The sequence below is a fragment of the Gardnerella sp. KA00718 genome (assembly GCF_049244285.1).
In the GTDB taxonomy this organism is placed as follows: Bacteria; Actinomycetota; Actinomycetes; order Actinomycetales; family Bifidobacteriaceae; genus Bifidobacterium; species Bifidobacterium vaginale.
This window is the reverse complement of sequence record NZ_CP058370.1, coordinates 895,535-916,615: the sequence shown is the minus strand read 5'-3', so window position 1 is coordinate 916,615 and position 21,081 is coordinate 895,535. Positions and strand designations below refer to the sequence as shown.

Here is a 21,081-nt window from a genome sequence, read left to right as displayed (position 1 = left end):
AACAAGGAGGTTTCTATGAAGGCTATTGTTGCAACCAAAGATAAGAAGGCTCAGGTTGTAGAGAAGGAACTCCGCCCATTGGAATTTGGTGAGGCCTTACTCGATATGGAGTGCTGCGGCGTATGCCACACCGATCTTCACGTTAAGAACCAAGATTTTGGCGATAAAACAGGCGTTGTTCTTGGACACGAAGGTATTGGCATTGTTAAGGAAGTTGGCCCTGGTGTTACAACATTAAAGCCAGGCGACCGTGCATCTGTAGCATGGTTCTTCAAGGGTTGCGGACATTGCGAATATTGCACCACGGGCAGAGAAACACTTTGCCGTAGCGTTTTGAACGCAGGATACACTGCAGATGGTGGCATGTCTCAAGAGTGCATCGTCGCAGCAGACTACGCAGTAAAGGTCCCAGAAGGCTTGGATCCAGCTCCTGCAAGCTCCATCACTTGCGCTGGCGTTACAACCTACAAGGCTATTAAGGAATCTGGCGTACATCCAGGCGAATGGCTTATTTTATTCGGTCTTGGCGGTCTTGGTAATCTTGCGTTGCAATATGCAAAGAACGTATTTGGTGCGCACGTAATCGCAGTAGATGTTAACGATGCTCAGCTTGAATTTGCTAAGGAATATGGCGCAGATTTGTGCGTGAACCCACTTAAGGAAAATGTTCCTGAATTTGCTATGAAGAAGGTAGGCGGCGCTCATGGCGCTGTCGTAACCGCTGTAAGCAAGGCTGCTTTTAACAGCGCAGTTGACTCTGTGCGAGCAGGCGGCACTGTTGCAGCCGTTGGTCTTCCACCAGAAGACATGGAACTTAGCATTCCTCGCCTTGTTCTTGACGGAATCCGTTTGGTTGGATCCCTTGTTGGAACTCGTAAGGATTTGGAAGAAGCGTTCCAGTTTGGTGCTGAAGGCAAAGTTGTTCCACAGTGCCATATGCGCAAGATGGAAGACATTAACGACATCTTCGACGAGATGCTCAGCGGTAAGATTCGTGGTCGAATGGTAATCGACCTCTCCCACTGAAAAAGAGATAAAATAAAAAAACTAAAAGCCACTTAGCAAATGCTAGGTGGCTTTTAGTTTATGTTTTAAGATGCTTTAAGATGTTTTAAGACTTAATTTTTGTACACTATTTCAACGGAGGCATTGGCTTCCAATTAGGATCATGCAAAATTTTTCTGCTTGCAATCCAACCAGTAAAAAGCTTTTTAACACCACTTAAAATATGCTCACGATCTACAGCAACAAGCCTAATAAACTCTTTTGCAGCAGTTAATGCTGTTCCAAGAGCAAACATAAATGGTCGATAATCGCCATGAATCATAAAGTATCGCGCCATAAAACCACGATTTCGCATAATATGGTAACGATTCATGTCAGAAGTAGAATTTAGTTGACGAACGCCAGCAATATCCCAATTAGGAATATTACGAGTTCTACGAAGAATAACATCTTTTACAACAATCGGATTCGTAACTTTGCTAGCAAGGTATCCGTAAGTTGTGTCATCCCAATAAATAAAATAATGCGGATCTGGCAAACCGATTTTCTCTACAATATTGCGCTTAAACAATCCGCCTTCAAAGCACATAGTGTTCATAACGCGATACCCAGATGGTCCAAATGCTGCTGGAGCAATTGGATTAGGGATTCCAAGAGAAACAATAAATTTATATTGCCAATAAAAATCGCCACCGTCGTAGTCTAAACGGCTGCCTTGAATCACATCGTGGCTTTTAGTCCACTTTGAAAGACGTTCAATAGATTCTGGAACAGTTTCAACATCATCGTCCATAACCCAGAACCACTGCGCGCCAAGTTCATACGCTTTTTTAACACCAGCACTAAAACCGCCAGCTCCCCCAAGATTGCTGCTTTGAGGCGCGTAAACAACGCGGTTTGAATCGCCAAAATTATCCACGCTAGCAGAACCCCAGCGACGTGTAAGAACATCATCTAAATCTTGCACCATATCACGAGTTTTTTCACTCTTCTCATTGTCTACAACAACAATCCTCCATGGGCATTGATTTAATCGTTCAAAAGATTTAAACAGATTTTCAAGCAACTCCTGACGCTTATAAGTAACTACAACAACAGCAAGCTTATCAATAGTATTATCATTTATAACTTCGCTCATATTTTTAATATTACACTAGCATTGCCATCAATATTATTAATAAAATTCAAATTTTTTAGTACAAACTTCATTTTCAGATAAATGTTCATAGCATAAGATAAAAATAAAGTGTAGTTTCAGGGAAGGTGAAAATCCTTACTGGCGGTAACGAGGTAATTCTTGTATTAGTGAATTTTCTCGAAGCCCGCGAGCGGCAACGCGCTGCTGATTCGGTTAAAATCCGAAGCCAACGGTTAAAGTCCGGATGAAAGAAACGGAGGCTCTAATGAGCATTTCACGCGAAAATAATCATAAAACAAGCAATCACACAGCAAATAATAAAGTAGCAAATAATCACGCAACTTACTCTGGCACAAACTATTGGTCAAGCGAAAAAATTGCTAAATACGCGCTATTTGTTGCGCTCTCTATTGCTGTAAGCTTTATAGAATTTCCACTTATTCCAGACCTAAGCTACCTTAAATACGATCCTTCGGGAATTGTGTGTTTAATTGCAGGATTTGCATACGGACCATTCGCCGCTGCAATCGTAAGCGTGCTAGGATTTGCTCCACACTTCTTTACTAACCCGTTTGGCGCAATAATGGCAATATTGGTTTCAATGGGTGCGTCTGTTAGCGCTGCAATCGTCTACAAAAAAATTAGAACCAAAGAAGGCGCTATTATTTCGCTTATAGTTGGCTCTGTAGTTGCGATTGCTCTTGCAATAGTTGGAAATCTTATTATTACGCCATTTTATGCGCATATGAGCGTTGAACAAGTTGCCGCTCTTATAGTTCCAGCTCTGCTACCGTTTAATGCTATTAAGCTTGCGATTCATTGCGTAATAACTATGCTTGTTTATAAGCCTGTTTCAAAGCTTCTTAACTACAACAAATAGCAAACAAATAGCATTAGCCAAAATAGCATTAGTCAATTAAGTAAAAAGCAAGCTGATTATGCAAAGCAATAAAGTTATTCAAGATAAAACATGTTGCAAAGTCGAAAAAAGCAATACGGATTATTTTGCTAAAAAAGATAATGCTGTTTCTTTGCAAAAAGTTCGCTTTAGCTACGATGGCGGAAAAACTTGGATTCTAGACGGAATAGATCTTGAAATTGCATATGGTCAAAGAATCGCAATCATTGGCAAAAATGGTAGTGGAAAGTCCACGCTAGCTAAAATTATTGCAGGACTTTCTTCCCCAGATTCTGGAATTGTTACGCTATGCGGAATAAAAGTTTTTGAAGCAAACAATGTTGATTCAAAAGCTTACCAAAAAGCACGAGAATCTATTGGAGCATTGTTTCAAAGCCCAGAAGACCAAATCGTTACAACAGTTGTAGAAGACGATGTTGCTTTTGGGCTTGAAAACTTGTGCGCTTCTAAAGAATTTATGAAGCAAAATATAAGCAATGCTTTACGCGCTGTAAACATGGAAAATCACAGTTTTAGCGACCCGAGCAATATGAGTGGAGGTCAGCAGCAGCGCGTTGCTATTGCATCGTCGATTGCTACAAAATCAAAACTTCTTGTATTAGATGAGCCTACAAGCATGCTTGATTCTTGCGCAAAAGAAGATGTAAATAAGCTTTTTAACAAATTGCAAACGAGCGGCACAACAATCGTACAAGTTACGCATAAGATTAGCGAATGCAAAAATGCGGATCGAATATTGATGCTAGAAAATGGAAAATTGCGTGATGTAAGTTTATTGGAATTAGATGAATTTTTCACGGAAAAATCGCCAGCTGTTATTGAATCAAAAAGCATGACGGAAAATGCAAAAAAATCAAATACAGCAATTGAAATATCGAATTTAAATGTGAGCTATACAAATAGTCAAACTCCAATAATAAGAGACTATTCTCTAAGCGTAAAATCAGGCGAAATCGTTGCAATAATGGGAAAAAACGGGTGCGGAAAATCAACGCTCGCAAAAGCAATATGCGCACTTATTAAATACGATTCTGGCTCCATTTGCGTAAACGGAATAAAAATTAGCGAAAAAACAAGCAAATCGCAAATGCGAGAAATTCGCAAAAACATTGGTTACGTTATGCAATTGCCAGAACAGCAACTTTTTGCACAAACTGTTTTTGAAGACGTAGCATACGGGCCAAAAAACTTTGGATTAGAAGGACGTGAATTACATTCCAGAGTATTGAACGCACTAAAATCATTGCATATTGAACACTTAGCACAAAAATCCCCATTCGAACTTTCTGGCGGACAGCAACGACTAGCAGCAATCGCAGGTGTTTTAGCTTGCAATCCAAAAATTTTGGTTTTAGACGAGCCTACAGCAGGATTAGATTTTGAGTATGCAAAAATCGTACTAAAAATTTTAAGCGATTTACACAATAAAGGCATAACAATTATTGTTATTACTCACGATCTAAACGAAGCAAAATCGCTTGGAGCGCGCATAGTTACGTTAGAATCGCGCAAAAAGAAGGAGATTCAAGAACACGCGCAAGACGAAAAGCTTGAAAATGCTAGCGAGAATGTTAACGAAAAGAAAAACGAAATCAAAAACAAGTCATTGCTAAGCTTATTCAATACGCGAATCATACTAATATCATGCTTAATTCTTATGTTTAGCGCGTTTAGTATTACAAACTTCTATCAACTAGGAATTCTTGCACTATCAACGCTTGCTCTAATATTTCTCGCTAGAATATCACCTATAAAATTATTGTTGTCATTGCATATGTTTATTGCAATATTCGTATTTTCTGGAATGTTTAATCTTCTAGTTGTGCATTCTGGAAGAGAAATTTTTAAAATTGGACCGCTATTAATAACAGATGATGGAATAAAGTTTGCAATACTTTTCGCTTCAAGATTTTCGCTTGTTATACTAATCGGATCAATAATTGTACTAACAATAAGCCAAACGCGGTTGACTGAAGCGTGCGCGTCTATTATTTCGCCTCTTAGAATCATAGGATTGCCAAGTCAAGAAATTGCTCTTATTATGAGCCTCGCTTTGCGATTTTTGCCGACTCTTGCAAAAGAAGCAGAATCTGTAGCTTTAGCTCAAATTGCAAGAGGCGGAAACATAAAAGACGGGTCTATAAAAAAGCGATTGCAAGCAATAACATCTCTTATAGTTCCAGGATTTGCAAGCGTGATTCGGCACGCAAACACACTGGGACTTGCGCTAGATTCTAGATGCTACGTTCCTGGAGCTAAGCGCACGCACTTACATACGGAGAAAATGCGCTTAAAAGACTTTGCACTTTTAATAATTACATTAGCTATTGTGTGCGGAATAATTTTTGCTGGAATATTTGTATAACTGATAACTGTAATATTTGCATATTGAGCGTATTAATCGTATTGAACGTATTGAACGCGGATTCTTAAGGTTAATGTATAATCCGATAAGCATTGAAAATTTAAGCGTTACAAGTAGATGATCAATAGTCGATAGTTGGTTGTCGATAATTGCGTTTAACAATATAGCGTTTTGACGTTTTAGTGTTTTAATGTTTTAATGTTTTAAAAATTGACGTTTTAGCGTTTTACGCATGTTGAACGCGATTTGGAAGGAAAATAATGGCATTAACTAAAAAGCAGATTAAGCAATTGCGCGCGCTCGCTAACACTTTAAGCCCATTGCTTTACGTTGGAAAAAACGATATTAGCGATGCTGCTGTTAAGCAAGCAGACGAAACAATGCAATCTCATGAGCTTATGAAGTGTGCTGTACAAGATGGCTCTGGATTAAGTGCTAAAGAAGCTGCTGAAGAACTCGCAGAACATCTTGGTGCAGAAGTCGTGCAAGTAATTGGCAACCGTTTTGTGTTATTCCGCGTTTCAAATCGCGAAGATATTGACCACATTATGCTTGTTCGTGAATAAAACTCTCTTAAAAAAAAAATAGTAATACTGTATTAAAAGGCTTCTTAGAATTGTAAGAAGCCTTTTAATTATTGACTTTAGTTATTGTCAGCAGATTTGTGGAGAATATTGCGGATTTGAGATAAACGTTGCGAAATCTCGTGCTCGTAGCCGCGATTATTTGGGTGATAATATTCGCGACCAACTAGCTCGTCTGGCATATATTGCTGAGATGCAACAGCACCCGGATAATCGTGAGCATACTTGTAACCGTCGTGATTGCCCCAACTTTTCATCAAAGCAGTTGGCGCGTTACGCAGATGAAGAGGCACTTGACCAATATTTACAGCATCAACATCTTGCAAAGCCTTATTAATAGCGTTGTAGCTTGCGTTTGATTTTGGAGCAGTTGCTACAGCAATCACAGCTTCCGAAAGAATAATCCGCGCTTCTGGCATGCCAATTAGAGCAACTGCTTGAGCTGCAGCAACAGTTACTTGTAAAATTTGTGGAGCCGCCATACCAACTTCTTCGGCAGCAGCAATCATAATTCGCCTTGCAATAAAACGCGGGTCTTCACCAGCTCTAAGCATTCGCGCTAAATAATGCAAAGAAGCGTCAACATCACTTCCGCGCATTGATTTAATAAAAGCAGAAATAACATCGTAATGGTCATCGCCATCTTTGTCATAGCGAACTGTAGTAGTATCCATTACGTTAGAAACTATATCAGCAGTAATTACAGGCTTATTTTTACCATGCTGCAACGCAACATCTCCTGTTACTGCTCCTGCTGCCGCTTCTAGAATAGTAAGAGTTTTGCGAGCATCTCCCCCGCTTAAACGAATAATTGAATCTATTGCGTCTTCGTCGATTTTAAGCTGATTATTAAGACCATTTTCGCTAGAAATTGCGCGTTCTATCAGAGTGTGCAAATCTTCTACACTAAGAGACTCAAGTTTAACAACTACTGATCTGCTAAGTAGTGGCTTAATGATTGAAAAACTTGGGTTTTCGGTAGTAGCTCCAATAAAAGTTACGTCGCGATTTTCTACGCTTGGAAGCAAAGCATCTTGCTGTGATTTAGAAAAACGATGAACTTCGTCAATAAACAGAACTGTTTCTTGACCTTTACTAACTAAACGCTCATGTGCTCGATCTAACACAGCTCGAACATCTTTAACTCCAGAAGTTACAGCAGAAAGCTCTTCAAACACGCGACCAGACTGTTTAGCCACAATATAAGCAAGCGTAGTTTTACCAACTCCTGGAGGTCCAAACAACACAACAGAACTTGGAGCAGTAAGAGAACCTTTAGATTGTGGATTTGCAAGCCTGCGCAAAGGCGAACCTTCTTTTAGCGCATGCGACTGCCCCAACACATCTTCAATACTGCTTGGGCGCATACGCACTGCCAACGGACGCGTAACATCGCTAGGTGCACTACTTGCGGAAAATAAATCTTTCTCCATGAATACCAGCTTACACTACATATAGAACAAACGTTCGATTGCATTCTGCATTCTGTGTTTTACCTTCTGTGCTCTGTTAGCACATTTTTAAGAATCACACGTGCGACACTCTGTAGTCAAAGAACACAACTTCGCCTGTATCTTGTGTGGAATCCAAATCAACAACACCAGTAATAGCCCAATTATGGTCTCCGTCCGAATCGTCAATAATTTGCCGAACTTTCCACGAATGTTCACTCTTCTCAAGCGAATCATCCAAAATAAACAAGTCGCCACTTCTAGCCTTGGCATCGATACCAACATACTCGTGCTCATCGTAATAGTCGTCAAGCACATCATTCCACTCGTGAACGCCGTAACCCCAAGCCTTGTCAAGCTCTCCTAAAGTATCCGCATCTTCCAAATCCATAAGCTGCACGCGACGGAACATTGCGTTTCTAATCAACACAATAAGTCCACGACGATCCTCAACAACAGACTCAGAAGTTCCAGGCGCAGCCATAGTTACAGCACTAGCTTCAGCGTCCGATCCTCCTGCACTCTCCCACTCGTCAACAAGACTTGAATCAATAGATCGCACAACAAGACGAAGCCACGAAATAATATCACACAATTCTTCGTTAAGCATGTCTTCTGGCACAGTGCGAGCAAGCGAACGATAAGCGTCCGAAAGGTAACGAAGAAGCGTTCCTTCACTTCTAGCAATGCCATAGCGCGAAATATAGCCAGTAAAATCGGACGCTGTTTCGACCATGTCTCGAAGCACAGATTTAGGCTTAATCCAGTAGTCGTTTGCCCACGGAACATCTTTGCGATATTGCGCAAAAGCAGGCTCAAGCAAATCTTCAAGAGGCTTAGGGTAGCTAACTTCCACTAAGCGTTCCATGCGCTCCTCGTAATCAATGCCATCATCCTTCATGCCAGCCATTGCAGCATCGCGAGCCTTACGCTCTTGTGCGCGAAGCACAGGCTTAGGGTCATCTAAAGTTGCTTCAACCATAGAAATTACGTCAAGCGCATAGCTTGGAGATTCTGGGTCTAGAAGTTCCAAAGCTGCGAGTAAGAATGGAGAAAGCGGCTGATCTAGCGCAAAACCCTCTGGCATAGCAACATCAAGATCATAATCACAAGAACCATCCGAAAGCTCTCTGCATTCAATCACTTGAGTATCGAGCAAAGTTTGGAAAATATCGTTGCAACGCTCGAGCAATTTCTCTTTATCTTGCGGCTTTTGCGCACTATCTTCAATAAGTTTTTCAACGCGTGCTCTAGCATCCCCACCTTGCGTAACTTCGTTCAAAATCATTGAGTGCGTTACAACCATGTGAGGATTCAAAGTTTCTGGAGCGCTTTCAATAAGCTTAGTAAACGTTGGCTCGCCCCAAACTACAAAGCCTTCTGGAGCTTTCTTACGCTTAACTTTTTTAAGCTTCTTAGGATCATTTCCAGCTTTTGCAACAGCGCGCGCATTCTCAATCTCGAACTCTGGAGCCTCTGCAACTACTAAGCCCTCAGTATCGAATCCCATTCTGCCTGCACGTCCTGCAATTTGATGAAACTCGCGAGCACGAAGCTTTCTACTACGATTCCCATCAAATTTTGTAAGAGCTGTAAGAACAACCGAGTGAATTGGCACGTTAATACCAACTCCGAGAGTGTCTGTGCCACAAATAACGGGCAGCAATCCTTGCTGAGCTAACTGTTCGACAAGCCTACGGTAGCGCGGAAGCATACCAGCATGGTGTACGCCTACACCCGTGCGCAGTAGCCTTTGCAAAATTTTGCCGAAACCTGTAGTAAATTTAGTGCCTTTAATAGCTTGAGCAATTTTGTCTCGCTGATCTTTGCTAGAAACCCCCGTGCTTGCAAGCGCTTGAGCTGTTTCTAGAGCTGCATCTTGCGAAAAATGAACTACATAGATTGGCGTTAAACCCTTGTTAAATAAGAGTTCTACAGTTGTTGCAAGCGGCTTATCTGTGTACTCGTATTCGAGTGGGATTGGTCTTGGCGCATTAGCAATAATATCAACACTACGTTTTGTTGATTTTTCTAAACGTTCCGCAATATCCGTTACGTCTCCAAGAGTTGCGCTCATAAGTAAGAATTGCGTATTTGGAAGTGTAAGTAACGGAACTTGCCAAGCCCATCCGCGCTCTGGATCACCATAGTAGTGGAATTCGTCCATTGCAACGCAATCGACTTCAGCGTTTGCGCCTTCGCGTAAGGCTTGATTTGCTAAGATTTCTGCAGTGCAGCAGATTATTGGAGCGTCCGCGTTAATATGCGAATCTCCTGTAATCATGCCAACGTTGTCGCGCCCAAAAATCGCAACTAAATCGAAGAATTTTTCGGAAACAAGAGCTTTAATTGGCGCAGTATAGTAGGAGCGTCTGCCGGTAGCGAGCGCTGCAAAATGCATGCCGAGCGCTACTAGAGATTTTCCAGAACCGGTTGGAGTATTTAAGATAACATGGTCTCCTGCAAGCAAATCCATAACAGATTCTTCTTGATGCGGCCACAAATCTACATGCTTGTTATCTTTAACCCAATCAACAAATGCTTGAAAAATCTCGTCTTCGCTAGCATGATGCAAATCAAAAGCTAACTCGCCCAGACCAGCCATATTCCGCTCCTACTTTACTTAAGCTTTACTCGTGACTTTAATCGCAAATTTATTTACTTGCGATTTTACTTGCGCTTCTTCTTATCTCGTACTTTTACAGAGATTTGAATAGGAGTTCCCTCAAATCCAAACTCTTCTCGAAGAGAACGCTCAATAAAGCGACGGTAACCGTGCTCTAAGAAGCCTGTTGCGAATATCACGAAACGCGGTGGGCGCGTAGAAGCCTGAGTAGCAAACAAGATTCTCGCTTGCTTTCCGCCTCGCAAAGGATGCGGATGAGCAGACTGAATACGACCTAAGAAAGCGTTGAGCTTGCCTGTAGGAATGCGCTTATCCCAGCTGTCTAAAGCTGTTCGCATAGCGCGCGCAAGACGATTCGTATGCCATCCTGTTTTTGCGGAGAGATTAACGCGCTCAGCCCAAGTTACGCGCTCAAACTCAGTTTTCCACAAGCGTTCCATGCGCTGTCTGGAAAATTCGTCCATCAAGTCCCACTTGTTAAACACAAGTACGATTGCTCGACCCGCGTCTACAGCCTGGCTCATAACTTTCAAATCCTGCTCTGCAATCGGCTGGGAAGAATCGAAAAGAATCAAAGCAAGTTCAGAACGCTCAATCGCAGCTTGCGTACGAAGTGAAGAATAGTATTCAGCACCAGTAAGCTTATGCTGCCTGCGCTTAATACCAGCAGTGTCAATAAACAGCCAGTCTTCTCCATCAACTCGCACAACCTCATCAACAGGATCTCGAGTAGTTCCAGCCAAATCGTTTACAACAGAACGTTCTTCATGAGCTAAATGGTTCAAAAGCGAAGACTTACCAACATTTGGACGCCCAACTAAAGCAACTCTGCGAAGTCCTTCTGGAGTCAAGAATCCTGAAGTTTTATTCGCTTTCTTCAAAGAGTTAAGAGCCGCGTCAAGCAAATCTCCAACGCCTCTGCCATGCATTGCAGAAATTCCGTAAGGCTCACCCATTCCGAGCTTCCAAAACTCTGCAGTTAAATACTCGCTTCTAGCGTCGTCAACCTTGTTAACTGCCAAAGTAATAGGCTTACCTGCAGCGCGAAGCATTGAAACAATACGCTCGTCTGTAGCAGTTAAACCAACTTGACCATCTACTAGGAAAATCACAGCATCGCTTAAACGCACTGCCACTTGCGCCTGTTGAGCAATAGAAGAATCAATGCCTTCAACATCTGCTTCCCAGCCGCCAGTGTCAACCAGCTTGAAGTTGGTTCCAGCCCACTCAGCGTCGTAACTTACGCGATCTCTAGTAACACCTGGAGTATCTTCTACAACAGCGACACGATGGCCCAAAATACGATTTACAAGCGTTGATTTTCCAACGTTTGGTCGACCTATAACGGCGATTACTCCAACAGCTTTTGTATCTTTCGATTCATCATCGCTTGCAAAATCACCGCTAAGAAGCGCACGATCTTCATCATCAAGATCGTAGCCTTCAAGATTTGCAGCATAACGGTCGTACTCATCTTGCTCAATTGCATCGTCAACAATCTCTACAAGCGCGTCAAGAGTCTGCTCAAAAGTTAAATCAGAATTATCTAGAGTTGTAACACCGTCTGCAGCTTTAAGAAAATTCGTAACTTTAGCATCTTTAGCATCACGAGCGCGAATATCGTCTTCTTCAGATTCATTATTCTTAGATTCATTATTTTGCAAATTTTCTTGCTCAATATCCTGCTTATTTCTGCGAGCTTGACGCACTTCCTCACGAGCAGTAAGAAGCACTCGAACTTGAGCATTTGGAGCCACAACAGTAGTAATATCGCGGCCTTCTGCAACTATTCCCTCTCCGCCTGAGAAAGAATCTTCACTAGACTCTGAAGCAATATACGCGCGCTGAGCAGCAATAAGCATGCGTCGAACTGCAGGAATCGAAGAAACCGTAGACACGTGCGAAGAAACTTCGCTGGAACGCAATTCTTCGCTAATATCTTCACTATCAATTACGACTACAGGATTTTTTGGATCAACACTAAATTCAGCATGATCTTCCGTAAACAATGCTCCAACAGCTTCAACAATTTGATTCAAGCGTTTTGCATCTGCAGAATTCGTTGAATTTCCTTCTTCATCCAACTCAAGCTGCTTGCTTAAATCAATACCTTGCTTCAAGCACCACCAAGCAGCAGCTCGATACATTGCCCCCGTATCTAAATACGCAAAACCATAGTATTGCGCTAAAGCACGAGAAGTAGAAGATTTACCTACTCCTGCTGGTCCATCAATTGCTACGCAAATCACAGGCCAACCTCCTTAGAAAGCGAGCGCACTTCTGTTTGAGAAAGCACTCGATACGATCCAGCTTTTAAGTCCCCTAACTTAATAGGCCCAATTTGAGTACGCACAAGACGCTTTACAGGATATCCTACGGCTCCAAAAATCCTGCGCACAATGCGATTTTTGCCAGAGTGTAAAACAACTTTTACGATTGTTGCATCGTGATTTTGGTCGATTATTGCACAGCGATCGAGCTTAATCCAGCCGTCTTCCAGATTTACGCCTTGCGAAACTAGCCTGCGGCAAACCATTCCGTTGATCTTGCCTTCAACAGTTGCAATATACGTTTTCTCAACTTCATACTTTGGATGCATAACATGCTGGCTTAACTCACCATCGTTGGTCATTAAAATAAGACCTTCAGAATCGTAGTCCAAGCGTCCCATGTGGAAAATTCGCTCGTACTTATCTCCAACAATGTCTCTTAAAGTGAAGCGACCTTTTGGATCATCCATTGCGCTCAAAACTCTTTTAGGCTTATTAAGCGCGAGCGTTACAAGCTTGTGATTAAATTTCACTCTCGATCCGTCTACGCGTATTTTTTGTTTACTTGGATCTACTCGAGTTCCGAGTGTTGTTACAAGCTCATCATCTACTTCAACACGCCCATCTAAGATTATTTCTTCACACTTTCGGCGTGAACCAAATCCCGCTTCAGCAAGTAGCTTTTGCAGTCGAACAGCGTTTTTGGATTCTTGTTGCGCCTGATTGGCGCGGGAATATGCGTTTGGCATCGTTCTCCCAACGTGACCTTATTCGTATTCTTTTAATAAATTAGTAGCAAATTTTCATATTCTGCAATAAATACAGGAAATTACCACGTTTTTCTATGTTAGCGTATGGCATAGCCGTGATACTATAGCAAACGTTTGGTTGTGCTGTAAATAATAAAAACCAGCATAGCGGTGTACACAATTAACGTAAGGAATTGTTATGAACTACACTTCAAATGCAGATTGCTCTGTTTCTAAACAATCTTCTGCACTTAGAACTCCGCTCATTTTTAGAGTAGGAGCAGAATTCATTGCAAGCGCTTTTGCAATGTTCACTATCTACATGTTCTCATCTATTGTTACTGCAATGTATGGCGTAAATGTTCTTATGATTGCAGTAGGAACTGGCATTGCTTATGCTGCTGCTATTGGTATTGCATCTAAGTTTTCTGGCGGACATGTAAATCCTGCTATAACTATCGCATCTATGCTTACTGGCAGAACTCCTTATATTTCTGGAATTTTATACATTATTGCTCAGGTTCTTGGAGCTATCGCTGCAGCTGGAGTAACTGTTTTTGTTCTGCCACAAACAAAGATGGTTCCAGCTCACACTTGGTTTGCTCCTGTTGTTAATGGTTTTGAAAATGCTTCCATTTCTGCAAACCAACTTAAGAGTGTTAATGCATCTTTTGGCGTTATTACTGCTCTTGTTGTTGAAATTATTGCAGTTCTTGTTATTGTTGCAACAGCCATGACGTACATGAATGACAACGGCAGCACAAAATGCGGATATTCTACTCACATGGGCATTGCTTATGCCGCTGGAGCTTTCATTACTTATCAAATTACTGGAGCTGGTTTAAACCCTGCCCGTTCTACTGGCATTGCTATTCTTGCTCAATCGCAAAAGTTATCTGTCTCACCATTGAGTCAACTTTGGGTATTTTGGATTGCACCTGTTTTTGCCGCTGCGCTCGTAGGATTTGTCATGCTTATTTGCAAGCTTGCAACTTCTTCTTCAAATAATCAGAATCCTGTTGCTGCTGATTGCTCAAATCAAACTTCTCCTGTTCTACAGAATACTGTTCCTGTAGTTCCAGAACCTCCTGTTAACACAGAGTCTTCAGTAACCCCTTCTACGACTTTGGATTCTACTGGAAACGATAATGTTCCATTTAATCCTTTTAACAGAGATGATAAATAGAATTTCGTGAATTAAATCTATCGGATTCTACATTAAGAAAAAAATTGAAAAATACGTTATCAATAGTCCAATTCCTAGCGAAATGCTTATGAAAGAATCGAAGGCTACAGATCTAACCTTCCATGGACTTTTTTGAGTAAATATTAAGCGTATGATTCCAAGAACAATGGCTGTTGCGGCAATTATTACCGTGGCAGCCATTGTTTTACCCATAAACGCCAATACTGCGCTTACGCATACTATTGCTGCCACAATCCATTGCGCATACGGTTTTCCTTCTTTGACTTCAGAAACGTATATATGGTTTGATTTTTTTGCTAATTCAGATTCATTTACATTTAAAATGTTCTTTTGAATTTTTGATACATCGTCTTGTTTTTCATACCGATCATTAATTGTCATACTTGTATAATACATAAAAGACCTTGGAAAGTATACGAAAATACAATCCAAGGTCCTTTTTATAGAATACTTGTATTAATTAAAAAATTAATAAATATTTTATTATTCAGTCAAATACTATTTAGTGGAAGAAGTGCCTTGTACCAGTAGTGTACATTGTTACTCCAGCCGCACGCGCAGCTTCAAACACTTCCTCATCTCTAATTGACCCTCCTGGCTGCACAATTGCTCGCACACCTGCGTCAATAAGGATTTGCGGACCATCAGCAAATGGGAAGAATGCATCCGAAGCCGCAACAGCTCCACGAGCACGCTCAACACCATCAGCAAGAGTATTAGCACGCTCAACAGCCAAGTGGCAAGAATCCACGCGATTAACCTGCCCCATGCCAATGCCAACAGTAGCATTATCGTGTGCAAGTAGAATTGCGTTAGACTTTACGCAACGAAGCGAGCGCCATGCAAACTCTAAGTCTTTCAAAGTATCAGTATCTGCAGCTTCTCCAGATACAAGAGTCCAATTTTGAGGATTATCGCCAAAATCATCAATCTTATCTGCGCTTTGTACCAATGCGCCACCATCAATAGGATGCACCTGCAAGCCCAAAACTGGAGGATTTGCAACCTTTAAGATTCGCAAATTCTTCTTCTTAGTGCGCAATAACTCCAAAGCCTCAGGCTCATAATCTGGAGCAACAATTACCTCTGTGAAAATTGGTCGAACACTTTCAGCCATTTCTAGTGTAACAGTTGAATTGCAAGCAATCACACCGCCGTAAGCACTTACAGGATCGCAAGCGTGAGCTTTCTTATGAGCAATAGCTGCAGTTGCACCTATTGCTAAGCCGCAAGGATTATTATGCTTGCATACTGCAACAGCGATTTGTGGGGCAAAATCCCATACTGCACGCCAAGCCGCATCCGCATCAACATAATTGTTGTAGCTCATCGGCTTTCCACCAAGAAGTTCAGCTTGAGCTAAACCTCCCTTATGCAATGGGTCAAGATAAAGCCCCGCCTGCTGATGTGGATTTTCACCATATCTAAGCTTGCGATTTAACTTCCACGTACGCGTATAATCAGTTGGAAGAATCAAATCCTCACTTGTTTTATCAACTGAATTTGCGTCTTCCTCAGACTTGGTCTTCATACTTTCTGGAATTGACCAAACTTCACTTGTCCACTGGCATATTGCAGCATCGTAAGAAGCCGTATGTTCAAATGCTTTATGCGCCAAGTATTCGCGTTCTTCTAGGCTAAAACCTTCTCCAGATAACACTCTTTGGGCAAGAATATTATAATCTGCAGGGTCTGTAATAACAGCCACAGATTTATGATTTTTCGCGGCAGCGCGAACCATAGATGGTCCACCAATATCGATTTTCTCAATAATCTGAGCTTCGCTTCCACCGCTCATAACAGTGTTTACAAACGGATACAAATTCACTACAACAGCATCAAATGGCTCAATATTTAACTCTTTAAGCTGCTTTACATGATCAGGATTGCTCATATCTGCTAAAATCCCAGCGTGAATATGTGGATCGAGCGTCTTAACCCTACCATCTAAGCTTTCTGGGAAACCTGTTATATCAGATACTTCCGTAACCTTTACACCTAATTCTTGGAGTTTTGCAGCTGTTGAACCTGTTGAAACAACCTGAGTTCCGCACTTTTTAAAAGCGTCTGCCAGAGTTTCTAGCCCTTCTTTGCAAAATACTGATACAAGTACTCGCTTGATTGACCTTTTACCTGTGGTTATCAGCACATCTGCACTTGATTCTTGCGCGTGTATCTGTTGCACGGTGGTCTTCCTCCTTGATGTTGGACGAGGATTATTTTTTATTGACTTTCGAACTAACTGTTCTAGGTTTTCTAGTATCAGTTTTGTTCTCAAGCAAAGGTTGTTTTTTAGTGGATTTAACGCTTCGCGGCTGACTTATATTATCTGTTTCATTTTGACTAATTGAACAAGATGAACGCGTTTTTTCTTTTTTTGAAGACATATAATCAGCAGACTTTTCAGACATATTGTTTTCTTTAGGAGTTATTACTGACGTTTCACATGACTGTTCAACTGGTTTTGATTGCGATTTTATGTTCTGATTTTCTTTTGACTTTTCACTAATATTTTCAGATAACTTTTTGGAAAATATATTAAAATTCGACGGCTTAATGGAATCATATTTCTCAAAAATTTTAGAACTTAACGCACGAATAGAAATTATTATTGCGCACACAAATATAACGAGAATCCAGGCCAACCCAAAACCAAATACTGTTAAATGACCTAAAGCACGAACACTTCTACTTACATTTACACCAACATTGGATAAACGATATTTACCTAAATCACCGTTTGCGAACAAGAATAGTATACTCATAACGAGTATTACTAATATGCAAGTTGATACCAAAACTACAGCTGATTCCACAAAAGCAATAACGGTAGACTTCCAATCAAGTTTATCTTTATCGAAATGCAAACGAATATTACAAGACTTAGAATATAAAATCACAAATAACGCAAATACGCCACATAAGGCAAAAACAATACCATTGACAAGAAGCCTATAAAGTGAATCACCTATAGAGTCTGGGAATATGGCAAAGAATGGAACAGGAGGCAAAGACTTACGATTAACTGCATAAATTGTGAAATTAGCAACTGATCCTATAGCAAATCCTGAACCTGAAATCCATGATAATGCCCATAATGCAACATTTGGAAGCCATACCAGACATGCAATTGTGGTTAAAATTCTTGAACCTAATTGCATTCCTAACTTTGAAAAAACTATCTCAACATTACTTGCTCCAACAATGGACCAAAAGATAATCGTTGATAATGCAATAATTGCATAAATTGACAACACGATTACGGTTGAATAAAGGCAAATTTTTATGCGTTTTAATATATGTTCAGGAACATTTTTTGTTATATTATTTTTGATTAATACAAACAATGAGCTGTATGGGAAAACAGCTATTAACTGTGCAAAAGCATATACACAAAAGCTTTTTAACAATATGACTGGTAACGAATCCAATAACTCAATATTAGTATTTTGAGATATAACTCCAGTGATGAAAACCCAAACAAATAAACCAATACAATTTACTAGCGATCCACCTTTTAGTTTTCTCATCAGAATCGCAAGCATTGTAATTATAAGCGAAGTCAAACCAAGTGGAATAACTGTAAGAATAAAATCATCAAAGCCTAGACCAACTCCTTGCGCAAAAAGAAGAGCAGCCCATGTCATCGACATTGATGAATCGGAAAGATTACCAGTTCCTTCTTCTATAGAAATAACAAGAAGGGTTAGTGACATGAATAATCCAACAACTATTGCAAAAATCAAAGTCGCAATAGCGGGTATAGATATCCCCTTCAAAATGCTAATAAGAGAAGACTTCAGTTTTTTCATAACATCATCCTCCCTTATTAGCCGCTTGAAGTTAGATCTAAGTTGTTCGATTTTTTATGATTACACCTAAAAACAATATATGAATAAATGTAGCTGCCCAAGTACAACACAAGCTACTACTCATACACCACTTTTATGCAGGCATCGTCATTAAACTAGAGCATTTATAAGATTGCAACTCATTCATTCCGCTAATTCCTGTTAACTCCATTACAAAGCAGAATCCAGCAACAGTGCCCTGCGACCTTTCAACAAGTCGCGCAGCAGCTTTTGCAGTTCCTCCTGTAGCAATTAAATCGTCAACAATAAGAACACGCTGACCAGGCTTTATAAGATCTTTCTCAATCTCTATCTTAGCTTCCCCATATTCGAGAGAATATGACTCGCTTATGACTTCGGGAGGCAATTTACCTGCTTTTCTTACGGCAACAAAACCTTTATTGAGTCGAGCAGCCAAAGCTGGACCAAACAAAAATCCACGAGCCTCAAGTCCAGCAACTAAATCAAACGAATCTTGAGAAACTGGCAACGAATCTACTAATGAATCAATAAGAATTCGCATACCACGATTATCAGCAAAAACAGGAAGAAAATCGCGGAAAACAATCTTTGGATTTGGAAACCCTGGAATTGTTCTAATAAGAGATGCTAAATATTTAACATCCTCATCACTAACATTCTTCAAAGATTTTACTGTAATATCAGTTGTTGTCATAATCTTATTGTTCTTATCTCAGTTTTCTTTGACTTCACCAGTTTCGCTGGATTCTTGAATCTGCTCAGTTTCGCTCGATTCTTGAGATTCATCTTTATCAGATGCATCAACATCTTCCGAGTTATCAGCTTCATCGTCTTTGTCATAGCTGTTGAAATCTACACGAACATAAACTCTATTCACAGCTCTGAAAGACACTCGAAGTAAACTACCTTCTGAATCTAGAACAATCTCTTCGTGATCAGAATCAACTACGACGACCTTACCGATAATTCCACCAATTGTTATAACTTCAACGCCTGGTTTCAAAGAATCATGGAAGGACTTCAACTCATTTTGACGCTTTTTCATATTACGAGATTGGAACCACATGATACCAACCATGGCAATCACGAGTACAATAAGCATGCCATACTGGCTAACAAATTGGGGCACAATAAACTCCTTATGTATCCAACCCTGAGACGGACAAAACACCGCCCAAAACACTTATTTTATGTTATCTATCTGACATTATCAGGCGCTTTAAGACCTAAGTGTTGCCAAGCTTTTTCAGTGGCAACACGACCTTTAGGAGTCCTAATAAGAAACCCTTCACGCACTAAATACGGCTCACAAACGGTTTCTACAGTTTCTGCCTCTTCTCCAACCATTGCAGCCAAATTATTAAGCCCAACTGGACCACCATTAAATTGATTCACAATAGCTTTCAAAACCGCAATATCTAGACGGTCAAGACCTTGAGTATCAATCTGATACAACGATAAGGCTTCTATTACAGACTCGCGATTTACATCTTTAAGATTATGCACAACTGCCCAATCACGTACGCGTCTTAACAGTCGATTTGCGATTCTAGGAGTTCCTCTGGAACGAATAGCAAGTTCTTTAGCTGCTTGATCAACAAGATGAACACCAAGAAGAACAGATGAACGTTCAATCAGTTTTTCCAACTCATCGTGAGGATAAAAATCCAAGTGAGCCGTAAAACCAAAACGTGCTCTAAGCGGAGAAGGAAGCATACCTTCGCGCGTAGTAGCACCAACCACAGTAAAATGCGGCAATGTAAGAGGTATAGAAGACGCCCCTGGTCCTTTGCCAACCATAACATCAACTCGGAAATCTTCCATAGCTATATAAAGCAACTCTTCTGCAGCTCGAGGCAAACGATGAATCTCATCAATAAACAGTACTTCACCAGTATCAAGAGAACTCAAAATTGATGCTAAATCACCAGCATGTTGAATAGCAGGACCAGACGTAACTCTAATAGATACGCCTAACTCATTAGCAACAATCATTGCTAATGTTGTTTTTCCAAGCCCAGGAGGACCTGCAAGCAACATGTGATCTGGAGGAACATCACGCAATCTTGCAGCATCCAAAAAAAGTTGTAACTGCGCCTTTAAAAGAGGCTGTCCAATAAATCCATCTAGAGCATGAGGTCTTAATTCTTCATCGCTAATCTGTTCATTTCCTATAGGAGATGATGAAACAATTCTTAATGAATCTTCGGATACGCCAGTATTTAAAGCTTGTACGTCGATTCCTTCATCCAAACTCATGAATCATCACCTGCCTCTATCTAACGCTGCCAATGCCATACGCAAAACATTAGGCATATCTGAATCACTGATTGGCAGAGCAATTTTTTCACTATTACACACGTTTTCAACCGCTCTTTGAGCATCTGACTGCTTCCACCCTAAAGACATAAGTCCATCGACAACCTTGCTGATGCCAGATTCATCAAATTCCTTTTTATAAGATTTTGAATCTTTAGAAGTATCATCTTCATTTAATTGAGATACGTCAATAGAACCTTTAAGTTCAAGAACAATTTTTTGAGCACCCTTTTTACCTAATCCTGGAGCAGAAGACAATGCGGTGATATCGCCATCTGCAATAGCCTGCAATAAACGATTCACATTTAAAGTGGAAAGTAAAGAAAGAGCAACTTTAGGACCAACACCACTAACTTTCTGCTGAATTTGAAGAAAAATACGCTTGGCAGGCATACTTGTAAAACCATACAAAGTAACAGCATCTTGACTTACTTGTAAAGACGTATAAACCTTAACATCTTGACCTTCATGCAGCGCAGCCAAATCAGACGATGGCATATAAACTTCATAGCCAACACCACTAACACAGATAAGCGCACATCGAGAATCAACTGATTCAATAACGCCGCTAAGCATACCAATCATCAGCGCTCACCTTTCTAGATAAATAGAACA

The 21,081-nt window shown here is 40.6% G+C and carries 17 protein-coding genes and 1 riboswitch; of the genes, 5 read left to right on the top strand and 12 right to left on the bottom strand.

Going from position 1 to position 21,081, the window contains the following annotated elements:
- The first annotated feature begins 15 nt into the window (after positions 1 to 15).
- Positions 16 to 1,026 (top strand): alcohol dehydrogenase AdhP, encoded by a 1,011-nt coding sequence (adhP, locus tag HXT55_RS03660; RefSeq protein WP_009994725.1) that lies wholly within the window; start codon positions 16 to 18, stop codon positions 1,024 to 1,026.
- A 106-nt stretch (positions 1,027 to 1,132) separates the two neighbouring features.
- Here the strand turns inward: adhP and HXT55_RS03655 are convergent, their stop codons facing one another.
- Positions 1,133 to 2,143: a glycosyltransferase gene (locus HXT55_RS03655; protein WP_004111565.1), complete on the bottom strand. Its 1,011-nt coding sequence runs from the start codon at positions 2,141 to 2,143 to the stop codon at positions 1,133 to 1,135.
- A 108-nt stretch (positions 2,144 to 2,251) separates the two neighbouring features.
- Positions 2,252 to 2,403, top strand: a riboswitch (FMN riboswitch).
- Between the two features lie 5 nt (positions 2,404 to 2,408).
- Between HXT55_RS03655 and HXT55_RS03650 the strand changes: the two genes are divergently transcribed.
- The 3 genes from HXT55_RS03650 (at position 2,409) to HXT55_RS03640 (ending at position 5,993) form a co-directional block, all read left to right on the top strand.
- Positions 2,409 to 3,023 (top strand): ECF transporter S component, encoded by a 615-nt coding sequence (locus tag HXT55_RS03650; protein ID WP_009994724.1) that lies wholly within the window; start codon positions 2,409 to 2,411, stop codon positions 3,021 to 3,023.
- A gap of 58 nt (positions 3,024 to 3,081) precedes the next feature.
- Complete coding sequence (locus tag HXT55_RS03645) at positions 3,082 to 5,427, top strand: energy-coupling factor transporter ATPase (protein WP_064623070.1); 2,346 nt, start codon at positions 3,082 to 3,084, stop codon at positions 5,425 to 5,427.
- 260 nt (positions 5,428 to 5,687) lie between these two features.
- Positions 5,688 to 5,993: a YhbY family RNA-binding protein gene (locus tag HXT55_RS03640; protein ID WP_004111562.1), complete on the top strand. Its 306-nt coding sequence runs from the start codon at positions 5,688 to 5,690 to the stop codon at positions 5,991 to 5,993.
- Positions 5,994 to 6,070: 77 nt separating this feature from the next.
- Here the strand turns inward: HXT55_RS03640 and HXT55_RS03635 are convergent, their stop codons facing one another.
- The 4 genes from HXT55_RS03635 to HXT55_RS03620 form a co-directional block, all read right to left on the bottom strand.
- The gene (locus tag HXT55_RS03635; protein WP_421792493.1) at positions 6,071 to 7,444 is read right to left on the bottom strand and encodes a replication-associated recombination protein A; all 1,374 of its coding nucleotides are present in this window, start codon (positions 7,442 to 7,444) and stop codon (positions 6,071 to 6,073) included.
- Between the two features lie 94 nt (positions 7,445 to 7,538).
- On the bottom strand, positions 7,539 to 10,067 hold the full coding sequence (locus HXT55_RS03630; RefSeq protein ID WP_064623079.1) for a DEAD/DEAH box helicase: 2,529 nt from the start codon (positions 10,065 to 10,067) through the stop codon (positions 7,539 to 7,541).
- A gap of 65 nt (positions 10,068 to 10,132) precedes the next feature.
- The gene (der, locus tag HXT55_RS03625; RefSeq protein WP_009994715.1) at positions 10,133 to 12,337 is read right to left on the bottom strand and encodes a bifunctional cytidylate kinase/GTPase Der; all 2,205 of its coding nucleotides are present in this window, start codon (positions 12,335 to 12,337) and stop codon (positions 10,133 to 10,135) included.
- A complete protein-coding gene (locus HXT55_RS03620) occupies positions 12,334 to 13,107 on the bottom strand; it encodes a pseudouridine synthase (protein WP_004113665.1) in 774 nt (257 codons plus the stop codon). The genes der and HXT55_RS03620 overlap by 4 nt, the downstream gene beginning before the upstream one ends.
- A gap of 199 nt (positions 13,108 to 13,306) precedes the next feature.
- On the opposite strand from HXT55_RS03620, the gene HXT55_RS03615 reads away from it, so the two are divergent.
- Positions 13,307 to 14,293, top strand: coding sequence for an MIP/aquaporin family protein (locus HXT55_RS03615; protein ID WP_013399605.1), 987 nt, complete (start codon positions 13,307 to 13,309; stop codon positions 14,291 to 14,293).
- A 27-nt stretch (positions 14,294 to 14,320) separates the two neighbouring features.
- On the opposite strand, the gene HXT55_RS03610 is transcribed toward HXT55_RS03615, so the two are convergent.
- The 7 genes from HXT55_RS03610 to ruvA form a co-directional block, all read right to left on the bottom strand.
- Positions 14,321 to 14,710 carry a DUF3017 domain-containing protein gene (locus HXT55_RS03610; RefSeq protein WP_004113661.1) on the bottom strand — a complete coding sequence of 130 codons (390 nt, stop codon included), beginning with the start codon at positions 14,708 to 14,710 and terminating at the stop codon, positions 14,321 to 14,323.
- Between the two features lie 106 nt (positions 14,711 to 14,816).
- Complete coding sequence (purH, locus tag HXT55_RS03605) at positions 14,817 to 16,457, bottom strand: bifunctional phosphoribosylaminoimidazolecarboxamide formyltransferase/IMP cyclohydrolase (RefSeq protein ID WP_373271524.1); 1,641 nt, start codon at positions 16,455 to 16,457, stop codon at positions 14,817 to 14,819.
- 73 nt (positions 16,458 to 16,530) lie between these two features.
- Entirely contained in the window at positions 16,531 to 18,126 is a 1,596-nt protein-coding gene (locus HXT55_RS03600; RefSeq protein WP_014554569.1) for a DUF6350 family protein, read from the bottom strand.
- A gap of 133 nt (positions 18,127 to 18,259) precedes the next feature.
- Positions 18,260 to 18,841, bottom strand: a complete 582-nt coding sequence (locus tag HXT55_RS03595) for an adenine phosphoribosyltransferase (protein WP_004113656.1) — start codon at positions 18,839 to 18,841, stop codon at positions 18,260 to 18,262.
- Between the two features lie 18 nt (positions 18,842 to 18,859).
- The gene (yajC, locus tag HXT55_RS03590; protein WP_004113655.1) at positions 18,860 to 19,276 is read right to left on the bottom strand and encodes a preprotein translocase subunit YajC; all 417 of its coding nucleotides are present in this window, start codon (positions 19,274 to 19,276) and stop codon (positions 18,860 to 18,862) included.
- Positions 19,277 to 19,344: 68 nt separating this feature from the next.
- Positions 19,345 to 20,406: a Holliday junction branch migration DNA helicase RuvB gene (ruvB, locus tag HXT55_RS03585; RefSeq protein WP_004113654.1), complete on the bottom strand. Its 1,062-nt coding sequence runs from the start codon at positions 20,404 to 20,406 to the stop codon at positions 19,345 to 19,347.
- A gap of 6 nt (positions 20,407 to 20,412) precedes the next feature.
- Positions 20,413 to 21,051, bottom strand: a complete 639-nt coding sequence (gene ruvA, locus HXT55_RS03580; protein ID WP_004115031.1) for a Holliday junction branch migration protein RuvA — start codon at positions 21,049 to 21,051, stop codon at positions 20,413 to 20,415.
- Between the last annotated feature and the right edge of the window lie 30 nt (positions 21,052 to 21,081).

What these genes read in the sequence shown, in the direction of transcription:
- adhP (WP_009994725.1), top strand. Translation starts at nt 16, where the DNA reads ATGAAGGCTATTGTTGCAACCAAAGATAAGAAGGCTCAGGTTGTAGAG.
- HXT55_RS03655 (WP_004111565.1), bottom strand. Translation starts at nt 2,143, where the DNA reads ATGAGCGAAGTTATAAATGATAATACTATTGATAAGCTTGCTGTTGTT.
- HXT55_RS03650 (WP_009994724.1), top strand. Translation starts at nt 2,409, where the DNA reads ATGAGCATTTCACGCGAAAATAATCATAAAACAAGCAATCACACAGCA.
- HXT55_RS03645 (WP_064623070.1), top strand. Translation starts at nt 3,082, where the DNA reads ATGCAAAGCAATAAAGTTATTCAAGATAAAACATGTTGCAAAGTCGAA.
- HXT55_RS03640 (WP_004111562.1), top strand. Translation starts at nt 5,688, where the DNA reads ATGGCATTAACTAAAAAGCAGATTAAGCAATTGCGCGCGCTCGCTAAC.
- HXT55_RS03635 (WP_421792493.1), bottom strand. Translation starts at nt 7,444, where the DNA reads ATGGAGAAAGATTTATTTTCCGCAAGTAGTGCACCTAGCGATGTTACG.
- HXT55_RS03630 (WP_064623079.1), bottom strand. Translation starts at nt 10,067, where the DNA reads ATGGCTGGTCTGGGCGAGTTAGCTTTTGATTTGCATCATGCTAGCGAA.
- HXT55_RS03620 (WP_004113665.1), bottom strand. Translation starts at nt 13,107, where the DNA reads ATGCCAAACGCATATTCCCGCGCCAATCAGGCGCAACAAGAATCCAAA.
- HXT55_RS03615 (WP_013399605.1), top strand. Translation starts at nt 13,307, where the DNA reads ATGAACTACACTTCAAATGCAGATTGCTCTGTTTCTAAACAATCTTCT.
- HXT55_RS03610 (WP_004113661.1), bottom strand. Translation starts at nt 14,710, where the DNA reads ATGTATTATACAAGTATGACAATTAATGATCGGTATGAAAAACAAGAC.
- HXT55_RS03600 (WP_014554569.1), bottom strand. Translation starts at nt 18,126, where the DNA reads ATGAAAAAACTGAAGTCTTCTCTTATTAGCATTTTGAAGGGGATATCT.
- HXT55_RS03595 (WP_004113656.1), bottom strand. Translation starts at nt 18,841, where the DNA reads ATGACAACAACTGATATTACAGTAAAATCTTTGAAGAATGTTAGTGAT.
- ruvB (WP_004113654.1), bottom strand. Translation starts at nt 20,406, where the DNA reads ATGAGTTTGGATGAAGGAATCGACGTACAAGCTTTAAATACTGGCGTA.
- ruvA (WP_004115031.1), bottom strand. Translation starts at nt 21,051, where the DNA reads ATGATTGGTATGCTTAGCGGCGTTATTGAATCAGTTGATTCTCGATGT.